This window comes from Enterobacter sp. B79-1, from assembly GCF_057444735.1.
The window spans coordinates 289,560-311,365 of sequence record NZ_JBYAZJ010000005.1 but is presented as its reverse complement, the minus strand read 5'-3'; the positions used below and the strand labels follow the sequence as shown (position 1 = coordinate 311,365).

The window sequence follows — 21,806 nt, the reverse complement described above, 5'->3', positions numbered from 1 at the left end:
AGTTAAGTATGGTAAGCAGACCATTAATCGCACAGGGATATTCGCTGGCTGAGGAAGTAGCCAACAGCATAAGCCACGGCATAGGCCTGGTTTTTGGGATTGTCGGTTTAGTATTACTGCTGGTGCAGGCGGTGGACACCAACGCCAGCGCGATGGCTATTACCAGCTACAGCTTGTATGGCGGGAGTATGATCCTGCTCTTCCTGGCCTCAACGCTGTATCACGCTATTCCCCATCAACGGGCTAAGATCTGGCTCAAAAAATTTGACCACTGCGCTATCTATCTTCTTATTGCAGGTACCTACACGCCGTTTTTGCTGGTGGGATTAAACTCGCCGCTGTCGCGTGGCCTGATGATTATAATCTGGAGCCTGGCGCTGCTGGGGATCCTGTTTAAGCTGACCATTGCACACCGTTTTAAGGTGCTGTCGCTGGTGACCTATCTGACAATGGGCTGGCTGTCGCTGATTGTGGTATATCAACTGGCGATTAAGCTGGCGGTTGGGGGCGTAACGCTTCTGGCAGTGGGCGGTGTGGTCTACTCGCTGGGCGTGATTTTCTACGTCTGCAAGCGCATTCCGTATAACCACGCTATCTGGCACGGCTTTGTGCTGGGCGGCAGCGTGTGCCATTTCCTGGCGATTTATTTGTATGTGGGGCAGGTGTAGTTTGTTGTCGGGTGGCGGCTTCGCCTTACCCGACCTACGGGATCAGTAGGCCCGGTAAGCGCAGCGCCACCGGGCGATACAGCATCACTCTTCCAGTGAATACGGCAGCGGTTCAATGCTCAACGTATTGGCATCGTCGCGCACGCGGAATACGCTGTCGGCTTCCATATCGTTATTCATGACGACCTGCACCAGCAGACGACCATCATCCAGCTGAACGGCGGCGAGTACCGTGCCGGTACGGCGCCAGTTTTCACCCATTTTCAACTCGAGATCTTCACCTGCTTCCGGAACGCGGCTGGCGCGGCCCGCCAGTGTCCACAGGGCGCGTTTGTTGGCACCGCGGAATTTTGCACGTGCCACCATCTCCTGACCGGTGTAACAGCCTTTCTTAAAGCTGATGCCACCCAACGCCTGGATGTTTGTCGCCTGCGGAATAAACTGTGCGCTGTTCACCGCGTCAATGACGGGCAAACCCGCTTCAATGTTCAGCGCCAGCCACTGTTGGCTGTTATTCAACTGCGCTTCACCGCGCAGGGCCTCGGTCACGCGTTCAGCGGTAGCAGCATCCGTCACCAGCAGGAAACGCTCGGCAGGATGCTCAAACCACAAAATAGAGGTTTCACCTTCGCTGACCACCTGTTTTTCCGCATCCGGCAGTTCGCTGAAGAGATTGTTGAGCGCTGCACGCGCCTGGAAACCTGCCACACCCAGCAAAACATGCTCGTCGTCCGGCGCGATGGTGACTTTGGAAAACACCGCATATTTTTTCAGTTCGGTCAGCTGGGCATCACGCAGGCTGCGGCGTTCAATTAAGGCAAACCCATCCTGGCGGCGGAACAGGCGCAGATTGCTCCACATTTTTCCTTTTGGATCGCAGTGCGCTGCCAGCAGGTGCTGGTGTTCAGTCAGCTGCGCAACGTCTGCCGTCACCTGCCCCTGCAGGTATTTTTCGGCGTCGGCACCGGTAAGCGTCGCCAGCGCCCAGTCATCAAGAGTCATCAGCGTCAGCGGCAGACGCGCAGAGGCGGCGGGCTGGCGAGGAGTAAATGGAGTAAATGCCATAGTGATATCCTGAATTGCTTAACGCTTTGATAATGCCTAATGGTAAAAGAGACTACAGCCATTGCAAGCGCTTTCAGCACGCCATTCGTGCCATCGTGCGGTTATGCGCAGCGTCACGCAAAATAATGTAATTCACTGTCTTTAGAGTGGTTATTCTGGAATCCGGCTCGGCGATTGCAATATTCCAGTAAAGAAACGGCCAAAAACACGTTACACTAGCAACTGTTCCCGGAAAGAAATAATGAATACCTAACGGGATACCGACTGTGCCAAACGTAATGCAGGAAACAGAACATGGATATTAACAACAAGGCCCGTATTCACTGGGCGTGCCGTCGCGGCATGCGCGAACTTGATATCTCCATCATGCCGTTCTTTGAATATGAGTATGACAGCTTAAGCGATGACGATAAGCGCCTGTTTGTTCGCCTTCTTGAGTCTGACGATCCGGATTTATTCAACTGGCTGATGAATCACGGCAAACCCGCCGACACCGAGTTGCAACGGATGGTGCAATTAATTCAAACACGGAATCGGGAACGTGGTCCTGTGGCAATCTGATCTTCGCGTCTCATGGCGCTCGCAGTGGATGTCATTACTGCTCCACGGCCTGGTTGCGGCCTTTGTTTTACTGATGCCGTGGCCGCTAAGCTATACGCCTCTGTGGTTATTGCTGCTGTCGTTTGTGGTTTTTGATAGCGTGCGCAGCCAGCGCCGGATCAACGCCCGTCAGGGTGAAATCAAACTGCTGATGGATTCCCGTCTGCGCTGGCAGGGGAAAGAGTGGGAGATCGTCGGTACACCGTGGATGCTCAGCGTTGGCATGATGCTGAGACTGCGTCAGCCTGAAGGTGGTCGTCGCCAGCACCTGTGGCTGGCTGCCGACAGTATGGATGCTGCGGAGTGGCGAGATCTGCGCCGGATGATGTTGCAACAACCGACGCAGGACTAAGTTCGCGTTAGCTGAACTTCTCGGCCATTTCACCCAGAATCTGTTCGCACCAGTTTTCCAGGCGTTCGTCGCTGAGGTCGTACTGGTTGGTTTCATCCAGGGCAAGCCCGACAAACAGCTGGCCATCCGCGATAATCGGTTTTTTGCTGGTGAACTCATAGCCTTCTGTTGGCCAGTAGCCGATAAACGTCGCGCCTTTCGGTGCCAGTTTATCGTGCAGCATGCCGAGCGCATCCAGGAACCACTCGCCGTAGCCAAGCTGGTCGCCCATGCCGTACATCGCAATGATTTTGCCGTCGAGGTTGAGCGAATCGAGCTGATCCCAGATGGCTTCCCAGTCTTCCTGTATCTCGCCAAAGTCCCAGGTCGGGATGCCGAGGATCAGCACGTCGTACTGTTCCATCAGCGCGACGGCGTCATCTTTCAGGTTATGCAACGTCACCAGCTCCGGGCCGATGATGTCGCGAATTTTTTCCGCTGCCATTTCGGTATAGCAGGTGCTGGAACCATAGAAAAGACCAATATTCATCGCGTAACGTTCTCAATTCTTACTCTGACTTTGCGCGTAGTGTACCAGAAACCGATGGCAATCAGGCATAATGCCCGGATTGCAGAATCAAAGAGGTTGATGTGGAAAAGGATCTCGCACTCATCGAACAGTTTCTCGACGCGCTGTGGCTGGAGAAAAACCTGGCCGAAAACACGCTCAGTGCCTATCGGCGCGATCTCACCATGCTGGTGGAATGGCTGGCACACCGGGAACTGACGCTTGAGAGTGTCCAACGCGATGACCTGCAGGCGCTGCTGGGTGAGCGGATGGACGGTGGCTACAAGGCCACCAGCTCCGCACGCCTGCTTAGCGCAATGCGTCGTCTGTTCCAGCATCTCTACCGAGAGAAGATCCGGGCGGACGATCCCAGTGCGCTGCTGGCATCGCCTAAACTTCCGCAGCGGCTGCCGAAAGATCTTAGCGAAGCGCAAGTTGAGAGATTATTACAATCACCCGCTGTTGACCTGCCGCTGGAGTTACGCGATAAAGCGATGCTTGAACTATTGTATGCTACCGGTTTGCGCGTTTCGGAACTGGTTGGCCTGACGATGAGCGATATCAGCCTGCGTCAGGGCGTGGTTCGCGTGATAGGTAAAGGGAACAAAGAACGGCTCGTCCCGCTGGGTGAAGAGGCGGTGTACTGGCTGGAGACGTATCTGGAGCACGGCAGACCGTGGCTTCTGAATGGCGTTTCTATCGATGTGCTGTTCCCCAGCCAGCGCGCGCAGCAGATGACGCGACAAACCTTCTGGCATCGTATCAAGCATTACGCCACACTGGCAGGCATTGACAGTGAAAAGCTGTCGCCGCACGTTTTGCGTCATGCCTTTGCGACGCATCTGCTAAACCACGGCGCTGATTTGCGCGTGGTGCAGATGCTGTTGGGACACAGCGATCTCTCAACAACGCAAATTTATACCCATGTCGCGACGGAACGCCTGCGGCAGCTACACCAACAGCACCACCCACGCGCGTGAGTGCCGACGAATTGTTACAGGATTAAATATGAAAAAGTCTTTTGCGCTGTTCACCCTGCTGGCAGCCTCATTTACCGGTTTTGCTCATGCTGACGACGCCGCCATCAAACAGTCTCTGACGAAACTGGGCGTCACCAGCAGCGACATTCAGCCCGCGCCCGTTGCGGGAATGAAAACCGTCTTAACCAACAGTGGTGTGCTGTACGTGACCGAAGACGGAAAGCACATCATTCAGGGGCCGATGTATGACGTGAGCGGCGCGCAGCCGGTCAACGTGACCAACCAGCTGCTGATGAAAAACCTGAATGCGCTTGAAAAAGAGATGATCGTTTATAAAGCGGCGCAGGAAAAACACGTGATTACCGTCTTCACCGACATCACCTGCGGCTACTGCCACAAGCTGCATGAAGAGATGAAAGACTACAACGCGCTGGGTATTACCGTGCGTTACCTGGCCTTCCCGCGCGCAGGCGTGCAGAGCCAGCCAGAGCAGGACATGAAGGCTATCTGGTGTGCGAAAGACCGCAACAAGGCCTTTGATGATGCCATGAACGGCAAAGGCGTTAAGCCTGCTTCCTGCGACATTGATATCGCAAATCACTATGCGCTGGGCGTGCAGTTTGGCGTGACCGGTACCCCAGCCATCGTGCTGAGCAACGGCTACGTGGTGCCGGGCTATCAGGGACCAAAAGAGATGAAAGAGTTCCTCGACGCGCACCAGAAACAGACTGCGGGTAAATAATCCGCGTGAAAGCTCCGATAAAACTGCGCCGCCGCGAAGCGGCTGACACGGCTGATTTACCTGACGATCTTTCGCCGCTGCTGAAGCGGCTCTATGCCAGCCGCGGCGTGCGAACGGCGGACGATCTTGAGCGTAGCGTCAAAGGTATGCTGCCCTGGCAGCAGCTAAGCGGCGTCGAAAAGGCCACTGAAATGCTCTACAACGCGTTCCGGGAAGGGACGCGGATTGTGGTGGTGGGCGATTTCGATGCCGACGGCGCAACCAGTACCGCACTGAGCGTGCTCAGCCTGCGCGCGCTGGGCTGCGATAACGTCACCTATCTGGTGCCAAACCGCTTTGAAGACGGTTACGGTCTTAGCCCGGAAGTGGTCGATCAGGCTCACGCGCGCGGTGCGCAGATGATCCTGACCGTGGATAACGGGATCTCCTCCCATGCGGGTGTCGATCATGCGCATGCGCTGGGGATCCCGGTGCTGGTTACCGATCACCACCTGCCGGGCGAAACCCTGCCTGCCGCCGAAGCCATCATTAACCCTAATCTGCGCGACTGCGATTTCCCGTCGAAATCCCTGGCCGGTGTCGGCGTGGCGTTTTATCTGATGCTGGCGCTGCGAACGCTGCTGCGTGATAAGGGCTGGTTTGAGTTGCGCGGGATTGCCGTGCCGAACCTGGCCGAATATCTCGACCTGGTGGCGCTGGGTACCGTGGCGGACGTGGTGCCTCTCGATACCAACAACCGTATTTTGACCTGGCAGGGCTTAAGCCGCATCCGGGCGGGCAAGTGCCGTCCGGGGATTAAGGCGCTGCTGGAAATTTCAAACCGCGATCCGCTCAAGCTGGCGGCAAGCGATCTCGGCTTTGCCCTCGGGCCGCGTCTTAACGCCGCCGGAAGGCTGGACGATATGTCCGTCGGCGTCGCGCTGCTGCTGTGCGACAACATCGGCGAGGCGCGCGTGCTGGCGAACGAGCTGGACGCCCTGAACCAGACCCGTAAAGAGATCGAGCAGGGGATGCAGGCCGAAGCGCTGACCCTGTGTGAAAAGCTGGAACGCAGCGGCGAAACGCTGCCGGGCGGCCTGGCGATGTACCATCCCGAGTGGCATCAGGGCGTGGTCGGTATCCTGGCGTCGCGCATCAAAGAGCGCTTCCACCGTCCGGTGATTGCGTTTGCCCCTGCGGGCGACGGCACGCTGAAAGGCTCCGGTCGTTCAATTCAGGGGCTGCACATGCGCGATGCGCTGGAGCGCCTGGATACGCTTTACCCGGGTCTGATGATCAAGTTTGGCGGTCACGCGATGGCGGCAGGCCTGTCGCTGGAAGAGGCGAAGTTCGACGAGTTTCAGCGGCTGTTTGGCGAGCTGGTGACAGACTGGATTGACCCTGCACTGTTACAGGGCGAAGTGGTCTCCGACGGCGAACTTTCACCGGCTGAAATGACCATGGAGGTGGCCCAGATGCTGCGTGACGCGGGGCCGTGGGGGCAGATGTTCCCGGAACCGCTGTTCGATGGCCGTTTCCGTCTGCTGCAACAGCGAATTGTTGGCGAACGTCACCTCAAAGTGATGGTCGAGCCAGCCGGTGGCGGCCCGCTGCTGGACGGCATCGCCTTCAACGTTGACACCTCCATTTGGCCGGACAACGGCGTGCGGGAGGTTGAGCTGGCCTATAAGCTTGATATCAACGAGTTTCGCGGTAACCGCTCCCTTCAGATCATCATCGACAATATCTGGCCAATTTAGCGTCAGTAAAGCTACAAAAAAGGGCGTGGATTCGGTACAATCCCGCTCTTATCACCGCATTTTGACAAGCCCATAAAAGAAAACAGACCATGTTTGAAATTAATCCGGTAAAAAACCGCATTCAGGACCTCACGGAGCGCTCTGACGTTCTTAGGGGGTATCTTTGACTATGATGCCAAGAAAGAGCGTCTTGAAGAAGTAAACGCCGAGCTGGAACAGCCGGACGTCTGGAACGAACCTGAACGCGCGCAGGCGCTGGGTAAAGAGCGTTCCTCTCTCGAAGCGATTGTCGATACCCTGGACCAAATGTCTCAGGGGCTGGAAGATGTCTCTGGTCTGTTGGAACTGGCTGTAGAAGCCGACGACGAAGAAACCTTTAACGAAGCCGTGGCAGAACTCGACGTTCTGGAAGAGAAGCTGGCACAGCTCGAATTCCGTCGTATGTTCTCCGGCGAATACGACAGCGCCGACTGCTATCTCGATATTCAGGCCGGTTCTGGCGGTACAGAAGCGCAGGACTGGGCGAGCATGCTGGCGCGTATGTATTTGCGTTGGGCAGAAGCGCGCGGTTTCAAAACCGAAATTATCGAAGAATCTGAAGGTGAAGTCGCGGGTCTGAAATCCATCACTATTAAGATTATTGGTGATTACGCCTACGGCTGGCTGCGTACTGAAACCGGCGTTCATCGCCTGGTACGTAAGAGCCCGTTCGATTCTGGCGGACGCCGTCATACCTCCTTCAGCTCCGCGTTTGTTTACCCGGAAGTGAAAGACGATATCGATATCGAAATCAACCCGGCCGATCTGCGAATCGACGTTTACCGCGCATCCGGTGCGGGTGGTCAGCACGTTAACCGTACGGAATCGGCGGTGCGTATTACCCACATTCCAACCAACACGGTAACGCAGTGCCAGAATGACCGTTCCCAGCATAAGAACAAAGACCAGGCCATGAAGCAGATGAAAGCGAAGCTTTATGAACTGGAAATGCAGAAGAAAAATGCTGAGAAACAGGCGATGGAAGACAACAAGTCCGACATCGGCTGGGGCAGCCAGATCCGTTCTTACGTCCTTGATGACTCCCGCATCAAAGACCTGCGTACCGGGGTTGAAACCCGCAACACGCAGGCGGTGCTGGACGGCAGCCTGGATCAATTTATCGAAGCAAGTTTGAAAGCAGGGTTATGAGGAACCAACATGTCTGAACAACAAGCACAGGGCGCTGACGCGGTAGTCGATCTTAACAACGAACTGAAAACCCGCCGCGAGAAGCTGGCAGCGCTGCGCGAGCAGGGCGTGCCGTTCCCGAACGATTTTCGTCGTGACCACACCTCAGACCAACTGCACGCAGACTTCGACGGTAAAGAGAACGAAGAGCTGGAAGCGCTGAACATCGAAGTGTCTGTGGCTGGCCGTATGATGACCCGTCGTATCATGGGTAAAGCGTCCTTCGTGACGCTGCAGGACGTTGGCGGCCGTATTCAGCTGTACGTTTCCCGTGACGACCTGCCGGAAGGCATCTACAACGAGCAGTTCAAGAAGTGGGACCTGGGCGATATCCTGGGCGCGAAAGGTAAACTGTTCAAAACCAAGACCGGTGAACTCTCTATCCACTGCACCGAGCTGCGTCTGTTGACCAAAGCCCTGCGCCCGCTGCCGGACAAATTCCACGGCCTGCAGGATCAGGAAGCGCGCTACCGTCAGCGTTATCTGGATCTCATCTCTAACGATGAATCCCGCAAGACCTTCAAAATTCGCTCTCAGATCATGGCCGGTATCCGCCAGTTCATGGTCAACCGCGATTTTATGGAAGTAGAAACCCCAATGATGCAGGTGATCCCTGGCGGTGCGTCTGCGCGTCCGTTCATCACCCATCACAACGCCCTGGACCTGGACATGTACCTGCGTATCGCGCCGGAACTGTACCTGAAGCGTCTGGTGGTCGGTGGCTTCGACCGCGTGTTCGAAATCAACCGTAACTTCCGTAACGAAGGCATCTCCGTGCGCCATAACCCAGAGTTCACCATGATGGAACTCTATATGGCGTATGCGGATTACAAAGATCTGATCGAGCTGACCGAATCCCTGTTCCGTACCCTGGCGCAGGACATTCTGGGTACCACCGAAGTACCTTACGGTGAAGAAGTCTTCGACTTCGGCAAACCGTTCGTCAAGCTGACCATGCGCGAAGCGATCAAGAAATACCGTCCGGAAACCGAGATGGCCGATCTGGATAACTTCGACTCAGCGAAAGCCATTGCGGAAAGCATCGGTATCAAGGTTGAGAAGAGCTGGGGTCTGGGCCGTATCGTGACCGAGATCTTCGAAGAAGTGGCCGAAGCGCACCTGATTCAGCCGACCTTCATCACCGAATACCCGGCAGAAGTCTCTCCGCTGGCGCGTCGTAATGACGTGAACCCGGAAATCACCGATCGCTTCGAATTCTTCATCGGTGGCCGCGAAATCGGCAACGGCTTCAGCGAGCTGAACGATGCAGAAGATCAGGCGCAGCGTTTCCAGGACCAGGTAGATGCGAAAGCGGCAGGCGACGACGAAGCGATGTTCTTCGACGAAGACTACGTGACCGCGCTGGAGCACGGCCTGCCACCAACGGCGGGTCTGGGGATTGGTATCGACCGTATGGTGATGCTGTTCACCAACAGCCATACCATCCGTGACGTGATCCTGTTCCCGGCGATGCGCCCGGTGAAATAAGGCGTTAAGATGTAAAAAAAGCCCCGAAAGGGGCTTTTTTATTGCGCCGCGAAGGCTTTGAGTTTATCGCGGGCGGTTGTCGCTTCCATGATCATCCACGGGCTAAAGGCCCAGGGCGTCGCGTCCAGCGCGCGGAATAATGTGTCCAGCTCAACCCACTGATAGTCCATCACTTCATTTTCGTTTATCGTCACGTCATTGGTGATGCGGGCAGCGAATACCGGGCAAATTTCATTTTCCACGATCCCGGACGGGTCGGCTTCCCGATAGCGAAACTCAGGGGCGACGGCGGTGATATCGGCCAGTTCTGCGCCCACTTCAAAGCGGCAGCGGCGGATTATTGCCTGTTCCATCTCTTCACCTGACTGAGGGTGGCCGCAGACCGAGTTGGTCCAGACGCCGGGCCAGGCTTTTTTGCTTAAGGCGCGTCGGGTAATCAGACATTCGCCGCGGGCATTAAAAAGCCAGGAAGAGAAGGCCAGATGCAACGGGGTATGCGAGGTGTGCGCGGCATATTTTTCCTGAGTGCCAATCACCTTTCCCTGGTCATTTACCAAAATAACGTGTTCTTGAATACTCATTGATGCTCCGGTACCAGATCAGCCGGATCATTATACGGCATTCTTATACGAACGGTTTGGCACCAGGAGCGGAAAAGGGCATGACCCCTGTTCGTTTTGGCTGCTATCATAGTGCGCCATTTACGCTGACCGAGGATCTGTTTTGTTTGCAGGAAGCCTGATGAGAAACCCCATCACTGCCATTTTTTGCCTGACGCTGACGCTACTTCTGGCGGGATGCTCGGGAAGCAAATCGTCGGATATGGGCAGCTATTCCGGTGCGGTCTATACCGTTAAGCGCGGGGATACCCTGTATCGCATTTCACGTGCAACGGGAACCAGCGTAAAGGATCTCGCGCGTCTGAATAACATCTCTCCCCCCTATACCATTGAGGTGGGGCAGAAACTGAAGGTCAATGGCGGCTCCTCTTCAGCCAAAAAAGCCTCTTCAAAAGGCAAAACGGCCAAAGTGACGCCGTCGTACCAGGTGCCGAAGTCTTCCTGGCCACCGGTCGGGCAGCGCTGCTGGGTTTGGCCCGCCAGCGGTAAAGTTGTGGTGCCTTATTCACTTTCTGAGGGCGGTAACAAAGGTATTGATATTGCTGCTGCGCGCGGCACGCCGGTCTACGCCTCCGGCGCCGGGAAGGTGGTCTACGTCGGCAACCAGCTGCGTGGATACGGGAATCTGATCATGATTAAGCACGGCGAAGATTACATCACCGCTTATGCGCATAATGACACGATGCTGGTCAATAACGGACAAAACGTGAAGGCGGGGCAGAAGATAGCCACCATGGGCAATACCGGGACGGACTCGGTGAAGCTGCATTTCCAGATCCGCTATAAGGCGACGGCTATCGATCCGCAGCGCTATCTCCCGGCTCAGGGCAGCAAACCGAAGTGCTAAGTGGTCATTTAATCGCCACTTGGTGATGCTGACACTTGTATGAAAAAGCGTAAGGTCTATAATGCCTTACGCACCTCAAAGCGGGCGTAGTTCAATGGTAGAACGAGAGCTTCCCAAGCTCTATACGAGGGTTCGATTCCCTTCGCCCGCTCCAGTCCCTGCTTCATCATCCGGTCCATCAAGCACGACAATCTCTTTTTTATTGATCGACAGTTTACGCTGCGCCGCCAGCGTATCGAATGCGCGAGACAGCGTTGATTGAGAAATACCCAGCAGCTGCGCCAGCTCTTTTTTGCTGAGCGGCAGTTCAAGAATGTTATGCTCGAAGCCATACTCCCTGTTGATATCCACCATAAGTTGAATAAATCCACGCACTTTTTGCACGCCGTCATGATTCACCAGCACGCTGATAAACTGCTGTTTTTCACTCGCGGAGCGGGAGAGGATAGCAATGATAAAATGGGTGAAGCTGCTGGTTATCTGGCTCAGATGATAGAAATGGGTATTTTGTAACTCACAAATTTCTACCTCGGTGGCCGCCTGCACGCTGTACTGATAATGCTCGCTAAAGAGCTCCTCTGCCCCGATAACCTGACCGGGAAAGACAATTCCCTGAAGTGTTTGCTGAGCATCATAAATCTTCGCCACCCCACGCCTGAGCGCATACAATGCTTTTACTGTCGTTCCGTGCCGGTAGATAAATTCATTTTTAGCAATACGTTTTTTACGCGCGAAATCTTTAATAAACATGGGTTCCTGATGGTCGAAAAGATACGACTGGCATACCTCAGCAAACCCACATTTTGCACAGCTGACACAATTATTCTTCTTCATAACATCGGGTTCTTACCAAAACGTCAGGACTGTATAACGCAATTCATCAACGGTGAAAGTGAATTTCCAATCGTAATAAAGTTATTATCATGCTTGTGCAGGTACATAGAATATTCGCCGGTAAGAAATAATATCTTAATGGCAAGAGGTGAGATGGCTGCTGGGACATTGTCATGCGCCATGGTTTCGTGCGAAATGATTTTTATTCTGTAGGCATTATTTTTAATATTGACATAGTTAAACTTTACATAGCGCGAGAACGTGTAGTTTTGTCCCTGATAGGAAACGTCACCGGATAAATTAAATTGTCCGGTTTTGTTCTTTGAAAATTCAAAGAATATGTTTCCTTTGAAATTGAATGCCTTTTCATTTGTGTTATCGGTATAGGTAAAATTGGCAAAGCACCGATCGTCGATATACGCTGAGGTGCGGTTAACCATTCCCCAGATAAGCGCACCTGTCAGGATCAGGACAGTCGCAGAAAGCGTTAGCGCAATCTTCATTTCATTTTCCAGTTAAAGGCGTAGTGATTTTCACAGTACGCTAGCGTTTCGTTTTCAGAATCTAAAGGACAAAAAGAGTAAAAAATGCGTCCGCTGCTGCCATAAAACACGCTGGGCTGAACGTTTACCGTTAACAGTGCTAAATGGTTTGCACATTTTTCTGCAAGCTGCGGCTGTGCCGACAGCAATACCTCATGTAACCGCTGCCGTTCATCGGCAGAAAGATGTTCATAGGTGGTGAGGGTACATTTTTCGAGCTTGCCTATCTCATTGACTCTGGAATAGCGTTCATTGGCTTTTGGCTGACTCCAGACCCATAAATTGGCCGCAATCAACGCCAAAATAAGAAGCGCCGGGATACTGTATTTAAGCGGCAACGACGGTATTTTCTTCTTTGCCGCAACGTTATCATTCCCGGGCGCTGGCGCACAGGGCTCATCCAGAAGCTGTACGTCAATATCGGCGGAAAAGTAAAACCCGACTTTGGGGACAACGATGATCGACTCTTCAATATCGGTCAGTGAGGTTAACGTCTTGCGTAAAATACTAATATATTGGTTGAGCGAAGAGCTAGACCCGGTATGCCCTGCGGATTCCCAAACGTGTTCCAGCAGATATTGACGCTCAAGCACTGTGCCCGGGGAAGCAATAAGCAGCGACAGAATACGGTTGGCCGTATTCGTCAGTTTTTGAGCCTCAAGGCGCTCTGCCCCGGGAAGAGTGAATTCCCCGCTCTCTGTATCGTAAATAACTTTGCTGGCAATCAAATATTTCATTAGCTGTTCTTTGGACGTTAACACATCGCGACAAGCGCTTTTACACTGCCAATATTATGGTCCAGCAATGTTACGATGTCCCTGTCCAGTCTGTAATTTCTTACTTCTTCGTGGAGTATAGCCATCGCCTTAGCGCTCTCCATCCCTTGTCTGTAGGGACGGTTTTCCGTCATGGCAGTAAACACATCCGCCACCGCAAGGATGCGAGACGGAATATCAAGTGAGGCGGCGCCTAACCTGAACGGATATCCACTGCCGTCCAGCCGCTCGTGATGGTTGGCGGCCCAACGGATAATATCCCCCAGTTCAGAGATAGGATGCAGCATCACCAGCGTTTTGTAGCTGTGCTGCTTCATCGTGGCGTACTCAAAGGATTCGAGCTTGCCATGCTTTTCCAGGATATGGAGCGGCGTAAAAAGCTTGCCGATATCATGCAGATAGCCTGCAATACAGATCTTTTCTTGCATATCGACATCATAACCGTAGAGTTCAGCCAGGCGGGCCGCAACATGCGCTACGCTGGCGCTATGGGTGCGGGTGAAGCTGCTGTACTTATCGACGATTTTTGAGATGAGCTGGCACACTTCGAGAAAATCATGATGGTCGAGCATGTGGTCGTGTAGCGGGCTGATGGCGTTCAACACCTGGGAAAGCGAAGGATTGCCGAGGCGAAACCAAAAGCCATCCTGACGGGTAGATTCTCGCAGCGCCTGCTCCAGAGGGGCGGGCCACTGAATGGGGTGGGCAAAGAAATCCGAAATGACCCTTTCACGTTGGGTAATAAAATCCCCGTCAATCCCGCGTAAAAAGAGCTCAAAGGTATCCGCCATATTAACCAAATGATGTACCACAGGAAGATCGTCCGAGCCCGAGGAAGACCATGCGGTATGATGGTTTTCAAGGATCGGCGTGACGGGTTGCAGGAAACGGATCCCCGCCGTCATTGAGCCCGCCAGTTGTTCATGCCCATCAAGAAACCCCTCGCTGCCGGGAGAAAGGTGTTCGCGGTCTTTACTCAGCGTACCAATGTCGTGCAGCATGCCAGCCAGAAAAGCGTTGCCGATCCCGGTTTTATCCAGCCCAATGCGCTGGCTTAAATACCAGGTGATGATGGCCGTGCGTTGTAAATGATTAACCAGATCGGCAGAGACCGGATGAATAATGTTATGTAATAAGTTAAGCACGGTTTGAACAGATATTTTCATGGCGTTTAATTGGCAGAGGTCTTAAAAAAGAAAGTCATTGTTTACGTGAGAGAATTAGTCATAGCCGAACATGATTTGTGCGGTCGCGACCACCGTGCCGGTCGATAAGGCGGAGGCGTCATACACTCTGTAGTAAGCATGCAGAAGAATATATTGCGTATCCTGAATGTCATCGTCTTTAACAATATCAAGGATCTGAGTGGCATTTCCCATGCTTGTGCTGCTGGAGAGTTTGACCTCTTCGAAATCCCCCATAAAAGATCGACTACGAATAGCAATACCGACCCCGCCCGCGGTTGTTTCATCATTTACCATCGTTTGCGAACTGCCGTCCGTAGCGATCACATCATTGCTGGAAAGCCAGGCCTTAATATTCCGCGTAGATGTTTTTACGCCGGCAAGGTTTCCGCATTTAATGGGAATGGTGAAATCCGCCCCATTGGTTCTGCCGTACGTTTTAAGTTCTTTCAGCGGCGCAGGCGGAAGTTTTACCGTCATGTCACGCGTCATATTGCAGGTGGTTTCTTTCGGCTCGAATTGAATGGTCATTTTCTCGTACGCGAGGAAATAATCGGTATCCCAGCTTTTGCGCGCGGTATCTGACATCATGTTATTCCATGCCCTGGTCGCATACGTTTTAGAGGAGAGCAGGGGCGAGTCGGATCCCGAGCCGGTACCACTCATCACGGCAGGAATGACGCTCAGCGCACCGCTGGTGGTGGTTTTGGTATAGGTCGACACCCCAACAGGCGCAGAGGAAAGTAACTCTGCTCGCAAGGTATATTGCGTCTGGTAGGAGAGCGAGTGTATCCCCACAATACCGCTCACCGTGACTTTACTGCTGCCGGTTATTTCAGAGGTCACCTTAATCCAGTAACTGCTTTCACCATCAGCACTGTTAAAATTCAAATACACCGGGTTGTTATTAAACCCAGTGAAATAGTAGAGGTGATCCTGAAATACTCCCCCAATACCCACGTTGCCATAGGTACAGGTCATACTCCCCGACCAGCTGGTGGTATATGTCTTTTCAACCACCGTCGAGGTGATAAATGCAGACGATAAATTAAGCGATTTATCCGCTTCCGCCACGCTTTTAAATATAATGCCGCTATTACGGCAGGTATCCCCCGTCACGCCTCGGGCCTGTGGTGCCGCCTGGGCTGAAAAGCCAGGGATCGCTATCAGGCTGAATACGGCAAAGATGAAAAATAAAGATTTGCTCATGATCGATTTCATACTCGTGGTCGGTTACCGGCAGATATTGACGGCATGCTCTGTCGGCTGCGTAATAACACAGGATTTTTTGATTTTGCCTTTACTGGTATTAATGCGAATTGCCTCTGGCTGTGCGTCAGACTTTACAAAGATTTGGCTCCCCTGGGCGACGTAACCCAGTTCCTGATGATGGCTATCTGAAACCAATGCGCCGAAGGGGAGTTGATTGCCCTCGCTGTCAAGCACGTCGAAGGTATAAACCTTGCGCGTATCGGTCTTGTACTTCAGATACGTTATGCTGCCTTCGTAAGGGGCAATATTAAGTAAATTCCCCTGTAAATCGACGTCGCTGCTTTTTGAACCATCCTGTTCCAGATGGAAGTTATTCAGCCGGTAAGGCGTTGCGCTGGCGATAAGGGCAATACCGTTGCGATTCGTGCGCGTAGAGGTATCCCCATTGACCACGGCGTTTTCGACGCCAGGGGCCTCAAGAATGACAAAGTTTCGGCCATTGTTTGGTGAGGTAATGACCCCGCCACGCCATGCGAGAATATTGCCGCTTGCGCCGAGGCTGGCCTGACGATACTCGCGCGAAAGCGTCAGCCCGCTGTTCAGGCTGGTGACGCTGTTTTTCCAGTTGGTATAGAGATCGGCGGAGCGGGAATTACCCTCACTGTCATGCGCCAGCATAAGGCTGTAATCGACATCCTGGGCGCTGCCGCTCATGCTTATATCTGATGAAGCGTATTTCCCCTGCTGAACCGTCGCATGCGAAGCAACGCTTCCCGGACTGCCGAAGAGTGACATCGGAACATTGACGGAGAAATAAAGATTATTTTCCGTCTTCCCACGGGTGCGCAGCGACGTAACAACATCACCTTCGTAATCTGTTTCATAGTTGTAGTACGACTGAGTGACTTCAGAGCGGCGCAGTGATACCGCATAATTCACGCTGTTATACGCGTTGCTCCAGGTCAGATTATACTGGCGGCTGGTCTTTTGGCCGCGCCAGTAATCGCGCCAGTACGCCGTCAGGGAAAGTCGACCAAACCCATCGCCCAGCGGCTGGTTGAGGTTGGCGCTAAACGCCTGCTTGCTGTTAATGGTTGACGTGCCGGTGCCGCCATAATCCTGAATATTGGACTTCGCCAACACATAATCGTTAAACGATGCGTAATCCTGCGTGCGATAGTAATACGACGCCAGCGTCAGGTTAGTTTGCGTCGGGAAGGATTTACTCCATGAGAGCGCGTATTTTTCTCCCCGGCGTCGATTATCGCCCGGCAAGCGATACTGCGCTTGTTCAAGCGACGCTGATAGCGATCCCGCATAGGGAACAGAAAGAGCACCGCCGAGCAAAAAGGAGAAATAGTCCGCGCTCCAGATACTCCCGGCGGTGGCGGTTACATAGTTATTCATTCCGCGAGAGTAGCTGAACTGCGCAAACTGGCTATGGTCATTGATGCCGCGCATGTCCACCTCACCGACGTTAAACTGGTAGTCGCTGGTGCCGGGACGCAGCATGTCCGGGATAGACGAAAAGGGAACCGCAAAGCGCTCTATCGTTCCGCCGCTGTTCTTTACCTCAACAGAGAGATCCCCACGCGAGCCGGTGGGCATTAAATCGCGGATCGCAAAGGGCCCGGCGGGGACGGTAATCTGATGGATAATGTGTCCATCCTGGTAAACGCTGACCACGGCTGAACTGGTGGCAATTCCGCTGATGACCGGCATATACACGCGTTCGCTGTCCGGCAGCATTTGACGGCTTTTATTCAGCGTCAGGCCGCGAAAACGAATCGTGTCAAAATAATCGGACGTTGTGTAGGTACGCCCCACGCGCATTAATGCCTCAATACCGACAATCGGTTTTTCAAGATAGCGTGTGGTGTTAATCCAATACCCTTTACCCATATTGCTGTAGCGCATCCACGTCGAGTTATCGAGGAGATGCCAGCCAGACATATTCAAACCGCTGTTTAGCGATAAATAGATATTATCGCTGTTGGTATACCCTTCACGCAGGCCATAAAAGTTGTAATAGTTGAGGTTGTAATTGGTAAATACCCCATTAATCCCCTGGTCCCATTTTTGTGGGGCCACCCAGTTCTGTTTTTCGGTCACCACAAAGGCCTGGGGTACTTCTAAATCCAGACGCAATTCTCCTGGCGCCAGCGTGCTTTTTCCGCCGTGTAGCAGGGTACTGATGTCGATTTGCCCGTCTGATTTATTCGCGACGAGATCGTCGAGATCGCGAATACCCAGTAGTGGCACATCATCTTTCAGAACAAGCACCGTCCCTTTACCGTCATTGGCAATCGTCATGTCGAATTTCCCGCGCCAGGCGTTATTCACATATACGTCGAGATCGTACGCGCCTGGTGTCATGACCAGTTTTGAATTGCTCCAGTCCATATCGGCTGAATTACCGACCAGCAGGCTGCTATTAAATGTCTCACCGCTCGCCCCAAAGGAACATAAGGCGAGGCTGACGGAGTGAACCAACAGGCTTTTACGAAACAGGGATCTGTTCTTCATCAGAATTGAACCAGGCATAGCCATAAAAATAATCAGTGAAGGGTGCTGAATCTTTTGGCGCCGTAATCATCAAGCCATGTAATACGATACTGAGAACCGGCCTGGATTTTGTTGGAAACCAGCGCGCAACCGTAAGGCGGAATAAAAGCGGTATCGCTCAGTAAATTATCGTCTCGATTCTGCTTCAATTTTCCGCCCTGCCAGGTCACAACCTGTGGAATGGTTAAATAGTAAGGGGAACTGTTTTTGAGACAGGTTTGACTTCCTGAGGTGGAAATAGTGACCTTTTCGACAATTTTACTGTCCAGTTCCTGCAACGAGGCGGGGCGATAAAACAGCTTAATGCGATTGCGGATCGCCACCTGGAGATAATTATCGTTGCTGCCTTCCGGCGTTGGCGGAACATCCAGCACGTTTAACCAAAATACGCTTTCTCTTTCTGAGGGCAGAGAGGAAGTATTGGTCGCGGCGATTTTCAGCGTTTGACCACTGTGGCCATCCATTTTGACGACCGGCGGCATGACGGAAAAGGGAACTTTAATCTTTTCCGGGGCGGCTGAAGCATCACCTTGATCAAGCCAGGACTGTACCAGGTGAGTTTTATCGCTCTCATTCACTAATTGCACGGTAACGAATTTTGCTTCGCTGGAATAAATCACGCGCGTCTGGTTAATTACCACGCTGGCCTGAGCCACGTGTGAAGCGAACGCAACGAAGAGAAAGAAAATATGTTTTTTCATGGTCATTAAAAACCGGGGATTGCTCCCCGGTTGGGCTATTAATCGTAGCTAAAGGAGTAAGTTGCGTCGGTAACGACTTTACCGGTCGTCACGGCAGAACCGCCGAAGTTGTAGTAATTCGCGTGCATGGTCAGCGTAACGCCGTCGGTACCGGAAACATCATCAGAAGTCAGACCGGTGTTGAACGCGGTGTCGAACGGAACGGCGGTGGTGCCATCCTTGGTCAGGGTAATACCGACCCCTTCAGCGCCGCTTTCGCTGTAGTTCTTCAGGTATTTACCGTCATCAGACAGGTTGCTGCTTGAGAAGGTGATTTTCAGCGTTTTGGTTGCGGTGTCGGCGGCAGTGCAATTTTTCAGACTCATGGTGAAGTCTTTATTGTTGGCACTGACAACGCCAGTAGTGGTACCCATATCCGTCAGTGATATAGGCGCCAGGTTCACCGTAAAATCGGAACCATTGTTGGTGGTCACGTCACAGGTTGTATCGGATACAGAACCATTGAAGGTGATTGTGCCACCCGCAACGCCGGTGCTTTCCGCTGCCATTGCCGCGCCCGAAAACATCATAGCGACTGCGATAACTGTTTTATTGAACATGCTTTTATTTCCCGTTTTCATCATCATTTTGTCTCCCAGGCGGTTGAGCGATGTGTTGCAGAACAACGTATCGCCCCTCTTGCCTTTGGTTGGAATATAAGACCATCGCTGGTTGTTTTGGTAAACGTAAATATCGTTTAAATGAATTTTTTAAACTTAAATATCCAGATTTAAGTTTATGTATAGATTTATATGCTACTTGGTTGTGTTGGCGTAGTGGCAGGGAGAGAGGAATGGCTATTTAAAATTATCGTCAAAATCGTCATTTGACGGAATTTACGCGTGCGATGGAGGGATAATTGAACATGCTGTTAAATAATTTAGTGCTTAATATTAATATATTTAACATTGGATATACATTCATTGCCGTGCGCTCGTGGGTAAGGTGGGTAGAAAAAAACGCGAATTGCGGACATGGCATCCAAATTCACATGCTCACTTTCTGCTACAGGCGTGCGGGAATATTTAAAATTAAACACCCTTTCTTTTTACCCTTGTTGTTTCTGTTGATATACCTGTCGGCAAATTCGTTATTCACCAGGCTGACAGATGAAAACACGACTCCTTCTGTGCACGGGCTTATTGGCAACATCCTGCGCCCACGCCAGTGCCCTCTATTTTTATGAAGCAGGCACCGAAGATGCCGCACTTGCTGGCGCAGGGCAGGCAGCCCGTGCGCAGGATGCCTCCACAATAATGACCAACCCGGCAGGCATGACGCGATTACCCGATCGTATGATCACCGGTGGGCTACAGGTGATGGACGGCTCCATCGACTACCAGCTGAATAACGATGCGCAGAGAAGCCCCGGCGATGTGATGAAAACCGTTCCCAATGCCAGTGCCTTCTATAGCCAGAAAATGACCGACGATCTGTATGCCGGTATTGGGCTTTACGGCAATTATGGCCTGGGGATCGATTACGGTAACTGGGCGGGCGACCGGCTGTTCAAAAAGAGCACCATGGTAGCGATGACGCTCAGTCCGTCCGTGGCGTACAAACTTAACGATCGCCTCTCAATCGGGGCTTCCGCCAACGTTAACTACGGCTATTTTTCATTGACCCGCAATGTGAATGACGACGACCGCCAGCAGCATGACCATGACTGGGCGATGAGCTACCGGCTGGGGCTGTTGATGAAGTTGACCGAACAGACGCGAGCCGGTATCACCTGGAACAGCAGGACGGACTATCACTACAGTATCGACGGCAAAGCACGTTTGCCGAGTGGCGCATACGATCTGCCGGTGACGGCACAGGTGAGTGCGCCACAGCAAATTATGCTCAGCGTTGTGCATGATGTTAACCAGCAATGGTCGGTGATGGGCGATCTCGGCTGGCAGGACTGGAGCCAGTTCGGTGCGCCGCAAATCACGGTGAGCGGGCAGACGCTTAACAACGTCAGCCGCATGAAAGATACCTGGCATGGTGCGCTCGGCGTGCAGTATCGCCCAACAGAACAGTGGCGATTGAATGCCGGTGTCGCCTTTGATAGCTCGCCGTACCAGAGCCAGAGTGATGTGGCGATAACCTTACCGACCGGCGACGAATGGCGGTTCGGTACAGGCGCGCAGTATCAGATCACGCCAGCCAGCAATATTGGTGTTGCCGTCGAGTATCTTCACATGCAGTCATCGCATGTGAAATCACCCGCTGTCTTTGCGGGAAGCTATGATACCCCCCATCTTTGGTTTGCCAGCGTAAACTATAGCTATCAGTTTTAATTTGGTAACTGCTTAAATTATAGGGTCTATACTGGCAGTTACCCGATGTAATAAGGTTGTGCCATGCATATTTTACCGCCTGTTCGTCCTGAACAATCGATTGAACGACTGACCGCGATCCTTGAGCCGATAGCGGAGAAAATGAAAGTTGTGCCGCGCAAGCGCGTGACGTGGAAACATAAAGGTCGGCAGCAAATGTATCTCTTTTTAGAGGGCGGATTGTCCCTGCTGCGCGCGTCCGACGGCCTGCTGCTGGTCACGGTTTACGAACCCCATCTCTTTGGTATTGCAGAAATGATCCAGCCGACGCAGGGGCATATTCTGCGAGTGGAAACCGAGTCGACGCTTTTACGGGTGGATGCCGAACGTGCGGCGGAACTGTTCCGCGAGCAGGGGGTATGGGAAGAGGTGGCCGCACTTCTCTCCTATCATACTGCCTATTTAATTTATCGTGATGCCCAGGTTCTGCAGCAACGGACTTATTCCGTCATTCGCAACCATCTTCAGGAGATGATCTTATTACCTGAGGAAGCACGAATGCGCACGACGATCCTCGAATATATCCAGGACCGCACGCTGTTGTCGCGCAGCAGTATTCTCAACGTATTATCGGCCCTTAAGCAAGGTGAATATATCTCGTTCAAAAGAGGTGGGTATCTCCTTGAAATCAGAAATTTACCAGAGTCATTTTAATGTAAGTTTAAAATTAAACTAAAAACGAATTAACGATATTCTCGTTTTTGTTTATTGTTTGCTCACCGAAATGAATTTTGACGAAGCAAACAGGATACGT

General features: G+C 52.6%; 22 protein-coding genes and 1 tRNA gene. 12 read left to right on the top strand and 11 right to left on the bottom strand.

The features are described 5' to 3' along the window. The first annotated feature begins 8 nt into the window (after positions 1-8). Positions 9-668, top strand: a complete 660-nt coding sequence (gene trhA / locus AC2T6E_RS16275; protein ID WP_108416300.1) for a PAQR family membrane homeostasis protein TrhA — start codon at positions 9-11, stop codon at positions 666-668. An 84-nt stretch (positions 669-752) separates the two neighbouring features. Here the strand turns inward: trhA and ygfZ are convergent, their stop codons facing one another. After that, on the bottom strand, positions 753-1,733 hold the full coding sequence (gene ygfZ / locus AC2T6E_RS16270; protein WP_108416301.1) for a tRNA-modifying protein YgfZ: 981 nt from the start codon (positions 1,731-1,733) through the stop codon (positions 753-755). A gap of 294 nt (positions 1,734-2,027) precedes the next feature. On the opposite strand from ygfZ, the gene sdhE reads away from it, so the two are divergent. After that, entirely contained in the window at positions 2,028-2,294 is a 267-nt protein-coding gene (sdhE, locus tag AC2T6E_RS16265; protein ID WP_010435322.1) for an FAD assembly factor SdhE, read from the top strand. Further along, on the top strand, positions 2,275-2,685 hold the full coding sequence (locus tag AC2T6E_RS16260; protein ID WP_010435320.1) for a protein YgfX: 411 nt from the start codon (positions 2,275-2,277) through the stop codon (positions 2,683-2,685). Before sdhE ends, AC2T6E_RS16260 begins: the two co-directional genes overlap by 20 nt. Before the next feature lie 7 nt (positions 2,686-2,692). Here AC2T6E_RS16260 and fldB read toward each other — a convergent pair whose 3' ends face one another. Beyond that, positions 2,693-3,214: a flavodoxin FldB gene (fldB, locus tag AC2T6E_RS16255; RefSeq protein ID WP_042716099.1), complete on the bottom strand. Its 522-nt coding sequence runs from the start codon at positions 3,212-3,214 to the stop codon at positions 2,693-2,695. A gap of 101 nt (positions 3,215-3,315) precedes the next feature. On the opposite strand from fldB, the gene xerD reads away from it, so the two are divergent. The 5 genes from xerD to lysS all read left to right on the top strand — a co-directional run bounded on the left by xerD (position 3,316) and on the right by lysS (position 9,408). Further along, positions 3,316-4,212, top strand: a complete 897-nt coding sequence (gene xerD, locus AC2T6E_RS16250) for a site-specific tyrosine recombinase XerD (protein ID WP_089600303.1) — start codon at positions 3,316-3,318, stop codon at positions 4,210-4,212. A 28-nt stretch (positions 4,213-4,240) separates the two neighbouring features. Next, positions 4,241-4,954 carry a bifunctional protein-disulfide isomerase/oxidoreductase DsbC gene (gene dsbC / locus AC2T6E_RS16245; RefSeq protein WP_010435313.1) on the top strand — a complete coding sequence of 238 codons (714 nt, stop codon included), beginning with the start codon at positions 4,241-4,243 and terminating at the stop codon, positions 4,952-4,954. 5 nt (positions 4,955-4,959) lie between these two features. Next, entirely contained in the window at positions 4,960-6,693 is a 1,734-nt protein-coding gene (recJ, locus tag AC2T6E_RS16240; protein ID WP_486692495.1) for a single-stranded-DNA-specific exonuclease RecJ, read from the top strand. Between the two features lie 89 nt (positions 6,694-6,782). After that, positions 6,783-7,881, top strand: a protein-coding gene (gene prfB / locus AC2T6E_RS16235; RefSeq protein WP_108416304.1) for a peptide chain release factor 2 whose coding sequence is annotated in 2 segments (ribosomal slippage) — positions 6,783-6,857 and positions 6,859-7,881 — 1,098 coding nt in all. Because the reading frame shifts where the segments join, the coding sequence is not laid out codon by codon here. Between the two features lie 9 nt (positions 7,882-7,890). Then, a complete protein-coding gene (lysS, locus tag AC2T6E_RS16230) occupies positions 7,891-9,408 on the top strand; it encodes a lysine--tRNA ligase (RefSeq protein WP_010435299.1) in 1,518 nt (505 codons plus the stop codon). A gap of 38 nt (positions 9,409-9,446) precedes the next feature. Here lysS and idi read toward each other — a convergent pair whose 3' ends face one another. Next, on the bottom strand, positions 9,447-9,989 hold the full coding sequence (gene idi, locus AC2T6E_RS16225; protein ID WP_148400612.1) for an isopentenyl-diphosphate Delta-isomerase: 543 nt from the start codon (positions 9,987-9,989) through the stop codon (positions 9,447-9,449). A gap of 160 nt (positions 9,990-10,149) precedes the next feature. On the opposite strand from idi, the gene actS reads away from it, so the two are divergent. Together actS and AC2T6E_RS16215 are read left to right on the top strand one after the other, a co-directional pair. After that, a complete protein-coding gene (actS, locus tag AC2T6E_RS16220; protein ID WP_262182630.1) occupies positions 10,150-10,875 on the top strand; it encodes an amidase activator ActS in 726 nt (241 codons plus the stop codon). Between the two features lie 80 nt (positions 10,876-10,955). Continuing rightward, a tRNA-Gly gene (locus AC2T6E_RS16215) sits at positions 10,956-11,029 on the top strand. Here AC2T6E_RS16215 and AC2T6E_RS16210 read toward each other — a convergent pair. From AC2T6E_RS16210 to AC2T6E_RS16175, 8 genes are all read right to left on the bottom strand, one after another. Beyond that, positions 10,996-11,625 carry a Crp/Fnr family transcriptional regulator gene (locus AC2T6E_RS16210; protein WP_260662614.1) on the bottom strand — a complete coding sequence of 210 codons (630 nt, stop codon included), beginning with the start codon at positions 11,623-11,625 and terminating at the stop codon, positions 10,996-10,998. The two genes, AC2T6E_RS16215 and AC2T6E_RS16210, sit on opposite strands and share 34 nt — an antisense overlap. A 107-nt stretch (positions 11,626-11,732) precedes the next feature. Then, positions 11,733-12,212 carry a hypothetical protein gene (locus AC2T6E_RS16205; protein ID WP_108416308.1) on the bottom strand — a complete coding sequence of 160 codons (480 nt, stop codon included), beginning with the start codon at positions 12,210-12,212 and terminating at the stop codon, positions 11,733-11,735. Then, on the bottom strand, positions 12,209-12,988 hold the full coding sequence (locus AC2T6E_RS16200) for a winged helix-turn-helix domain-containing protein (protein WP_108416309.1): 780 nt from the start codon (positions 12,986-12,988) through the stop codon (positions 12,209-12,211). The genes AC2T6E_RS16205 and AC2T6E_RS16200 overlap by 4 nt, the downstream gene beginning before the upstream one ends. Positions 12,989-13,005: 17 nt before the next feature. Then, positions 13,006-14,193: an HD-GYP domain-containing protein gene (locus AC2T6E_RS16195; protein WP_174340163.1), complete on the bottom strand. Its 1,188-nt coding sequence runs from the start codon at positions 14,191-14,193 to the stop codon at positions 13,006-13,008. 54 nt (positions 14,194-14,247) lie between these two features. After that, positions 14,248-15,420, bottom strand: a complete 1,173-nt coding sequence (locus AC2T6E_RS16190) for a fimbrial protein (RefSeq protein ID WP_330753088.1) — start codon at positions 15,418-15,420, stop codon at positions 14,248-14,250. A 24-nt stretch (positions 15,421-15,444) separates the two neighbouring features. Then, positions 15,445-17,949, bottom strand: a complete 2,505-nt coding sequence (locus AC2T6E_RS16185; protein ID WP_228864692.1) for a fimbria/pilus outer membrane usher protein — start codon at positions 17,947-17,949, stop codon at positions 15,445-15,447. A gap of 32 nt (positions 17,950-17,981) precedes the next feature. Continuing rightward, on the bottom strand, positions 17,982-18,689 hold the full coding sequence (locus tag AC2T6E_RS16180) for a fimbrial biogenesis chaperone (protein ID WP_267477438.1): 708 nt from the start codon (positions 18,687-18,689) through the stop codon (positions 17,982-17,984). A gap of 38 nt (positions 18,690-18,727) precedes the next feature. Then, positions 18,728-19,288 (bottom strand): fimbrial protein, encoded by a 561-nt coding sequence (locus AC2T6E_RS16175; protein ID WP_042714551.1) that lies wholly within the window; start codon positions 19,286-19,288, stop codon positions 18,728-18,730. Positions 19,289-19,837: 549 nt separating this feature from the next. On the opposite strand from AC2T6E_RS16175, the gene AC2T6E_RS16170 reads away from it, so the two are divergent. Together AC2T6E_RS16170 and AC2T6E_RS16165 are read left to right on the top strand one after the other, a co-directional pair. After that, complete coding sequence (locus AC2T6E_RS16170; protein WP_486692488.1) at positions 19,838-21,013, top strand: OmpP1/FadL family transporter; 1,176 nt, start codon at positions 19,838-19,840, stop codon at positions 21,011-21,013. Between the two features lie 63 nt (positions 21,014-21,076). Continuing rightward, complete coding sequence (locus AC2T6E_RS16165) at positions 21,077-21,706, top strand: winged helix-turn-helix transcriptional regulator (RefSeq protein WP_089600329.1); 630 nt, start codon at positions 21,077-21,079, stop codon at positions 21,704-21,706. The last annotated feature ends 100 nt before the right edge of the window (positions 21,707-21,806 follow it).

Bases quoted from the DNA above. Each gene is read 5' to 3' on its own strand.
- trhA (WP_108416300.1), top strand. From the start codon at position 9: ATGGTAAGCAGACCATTAATCGCACAGGGATATTCGCTGGCTGAGGAA.
- ygfZ (WP_108416301.1), bottom strand. From the start codon at position 1,733: ATGGCATTTACTCCATTTACTCCTCGCCAGCCCGCCGCCTCTGCGCGT.
- sdhE (WP_010435322.1), top strand. From the start codon at position 2,028: ATGGATATTAACAACAAGGCCCGTATTCACTGGGCGTGCCGTCGCGGC.
- fldB (WP_042716099.1), bottom strand. From the start codon at position 3,214: ATGAATATTGGTCTTTTCTATGGTTCCAGCACCTGCTATACCGAAATG.
- dsbC (WP_010435313.1), top strand. From the start codon at position 4,241: ATGAAAAAGTCTTTTGCGCTGTTCACCCTGCTGGCAGCCTCATTTACC.
- lysS (WP_010435299.1), top strand. From the start codon at position 7,891: ATGTCTGAACAACAAGCACAGGGCGCTGACGCGGTAGTCGATCTTAAC.
- idi (WP_148400612.1), bottom strand. From the start codon at position 9,989: ATGAGTATTCAAGAACACGTTATTTTGGTAAATGACCAGGGAAAGGTG.
- actS (WP_262182630.1), top strand. From the start codon at position 10,150: ATGAGAAACCCCATCACTGCCATTTTTTGCCTGACGCTGACGCTACTT.
- AC2T6E_RS16210 (WP_260662614.1), bottom strand. From the start codon at position 11,625: ATGTTTATTAAAGATTTCGCGCGTAAAAAACGTATTGCTAAAAATGAA.
- AC2T6E_RS16205 (WP_108416308.1), bottom strand. From the start codon at position 12,212: ATGAAGATTGCGCTAACGCTTTCTGCGACTGTCCTGATCCTGACAGGT.
- AC2T6E_RS16200 (WP_108416309.1), bottom strand. From the start codon at position 12,988: ATGAAATATTTGATTGCCAGCAAAGTTATTTACGATACAGAGAGCGGG.
- AC2T6E_RS16195 (WP_174340163.1), bottom strand. From the start codon at position 14,193: ATGAAAATATCTGTTCAAACCGTGCTTAACTTATTACATAACATTATT.
- AC2T6E_RS16190 (WP_330753088.1), bottom strand. From the start codon at position 15,420: ATGAGCAAATCTTTATTTTTCATCTTTGCCGTATTCAGCCTGATAGCG.
- AC2T6E_RS16185 (WP_228864692.1), bottom strand. From the start codon at position 17,949: ATGAAGAACAGATCCCTGTTTCGTAAAAGCCTGTTGGTTCACTCCGTC.
- AC2T6E_RS16180 (WP_267477438.1), bottom strand. From the start codon at position 18,689: ATGAAAAAACATATTTTCTTTCTCTTCGTTGCGTTCGCTTCACACGTG.
- AC2T6E_RS16175 (WP_042714551.1), bottom strand. From the start codon at position 19,288: ATGTTCAATAAAACAGTTATCGCAGTCGCTATGATGTTTTCGGGCGCG.
- AC2T6E_RS16170 (WP_486692488.1), top strand. From the start codon at position 19,838: ATGAAAACACGACTCCTTCTGTGCACGGGCTTATTGGCAACATCCTGC.
- AC2T6E_RS16165 (WP_089600329.1), top strand. From the start codon at position 21,077: ATGCATATTTTACCGCCTGTTCGTCCTGAACAATCGATTGAACGACTG.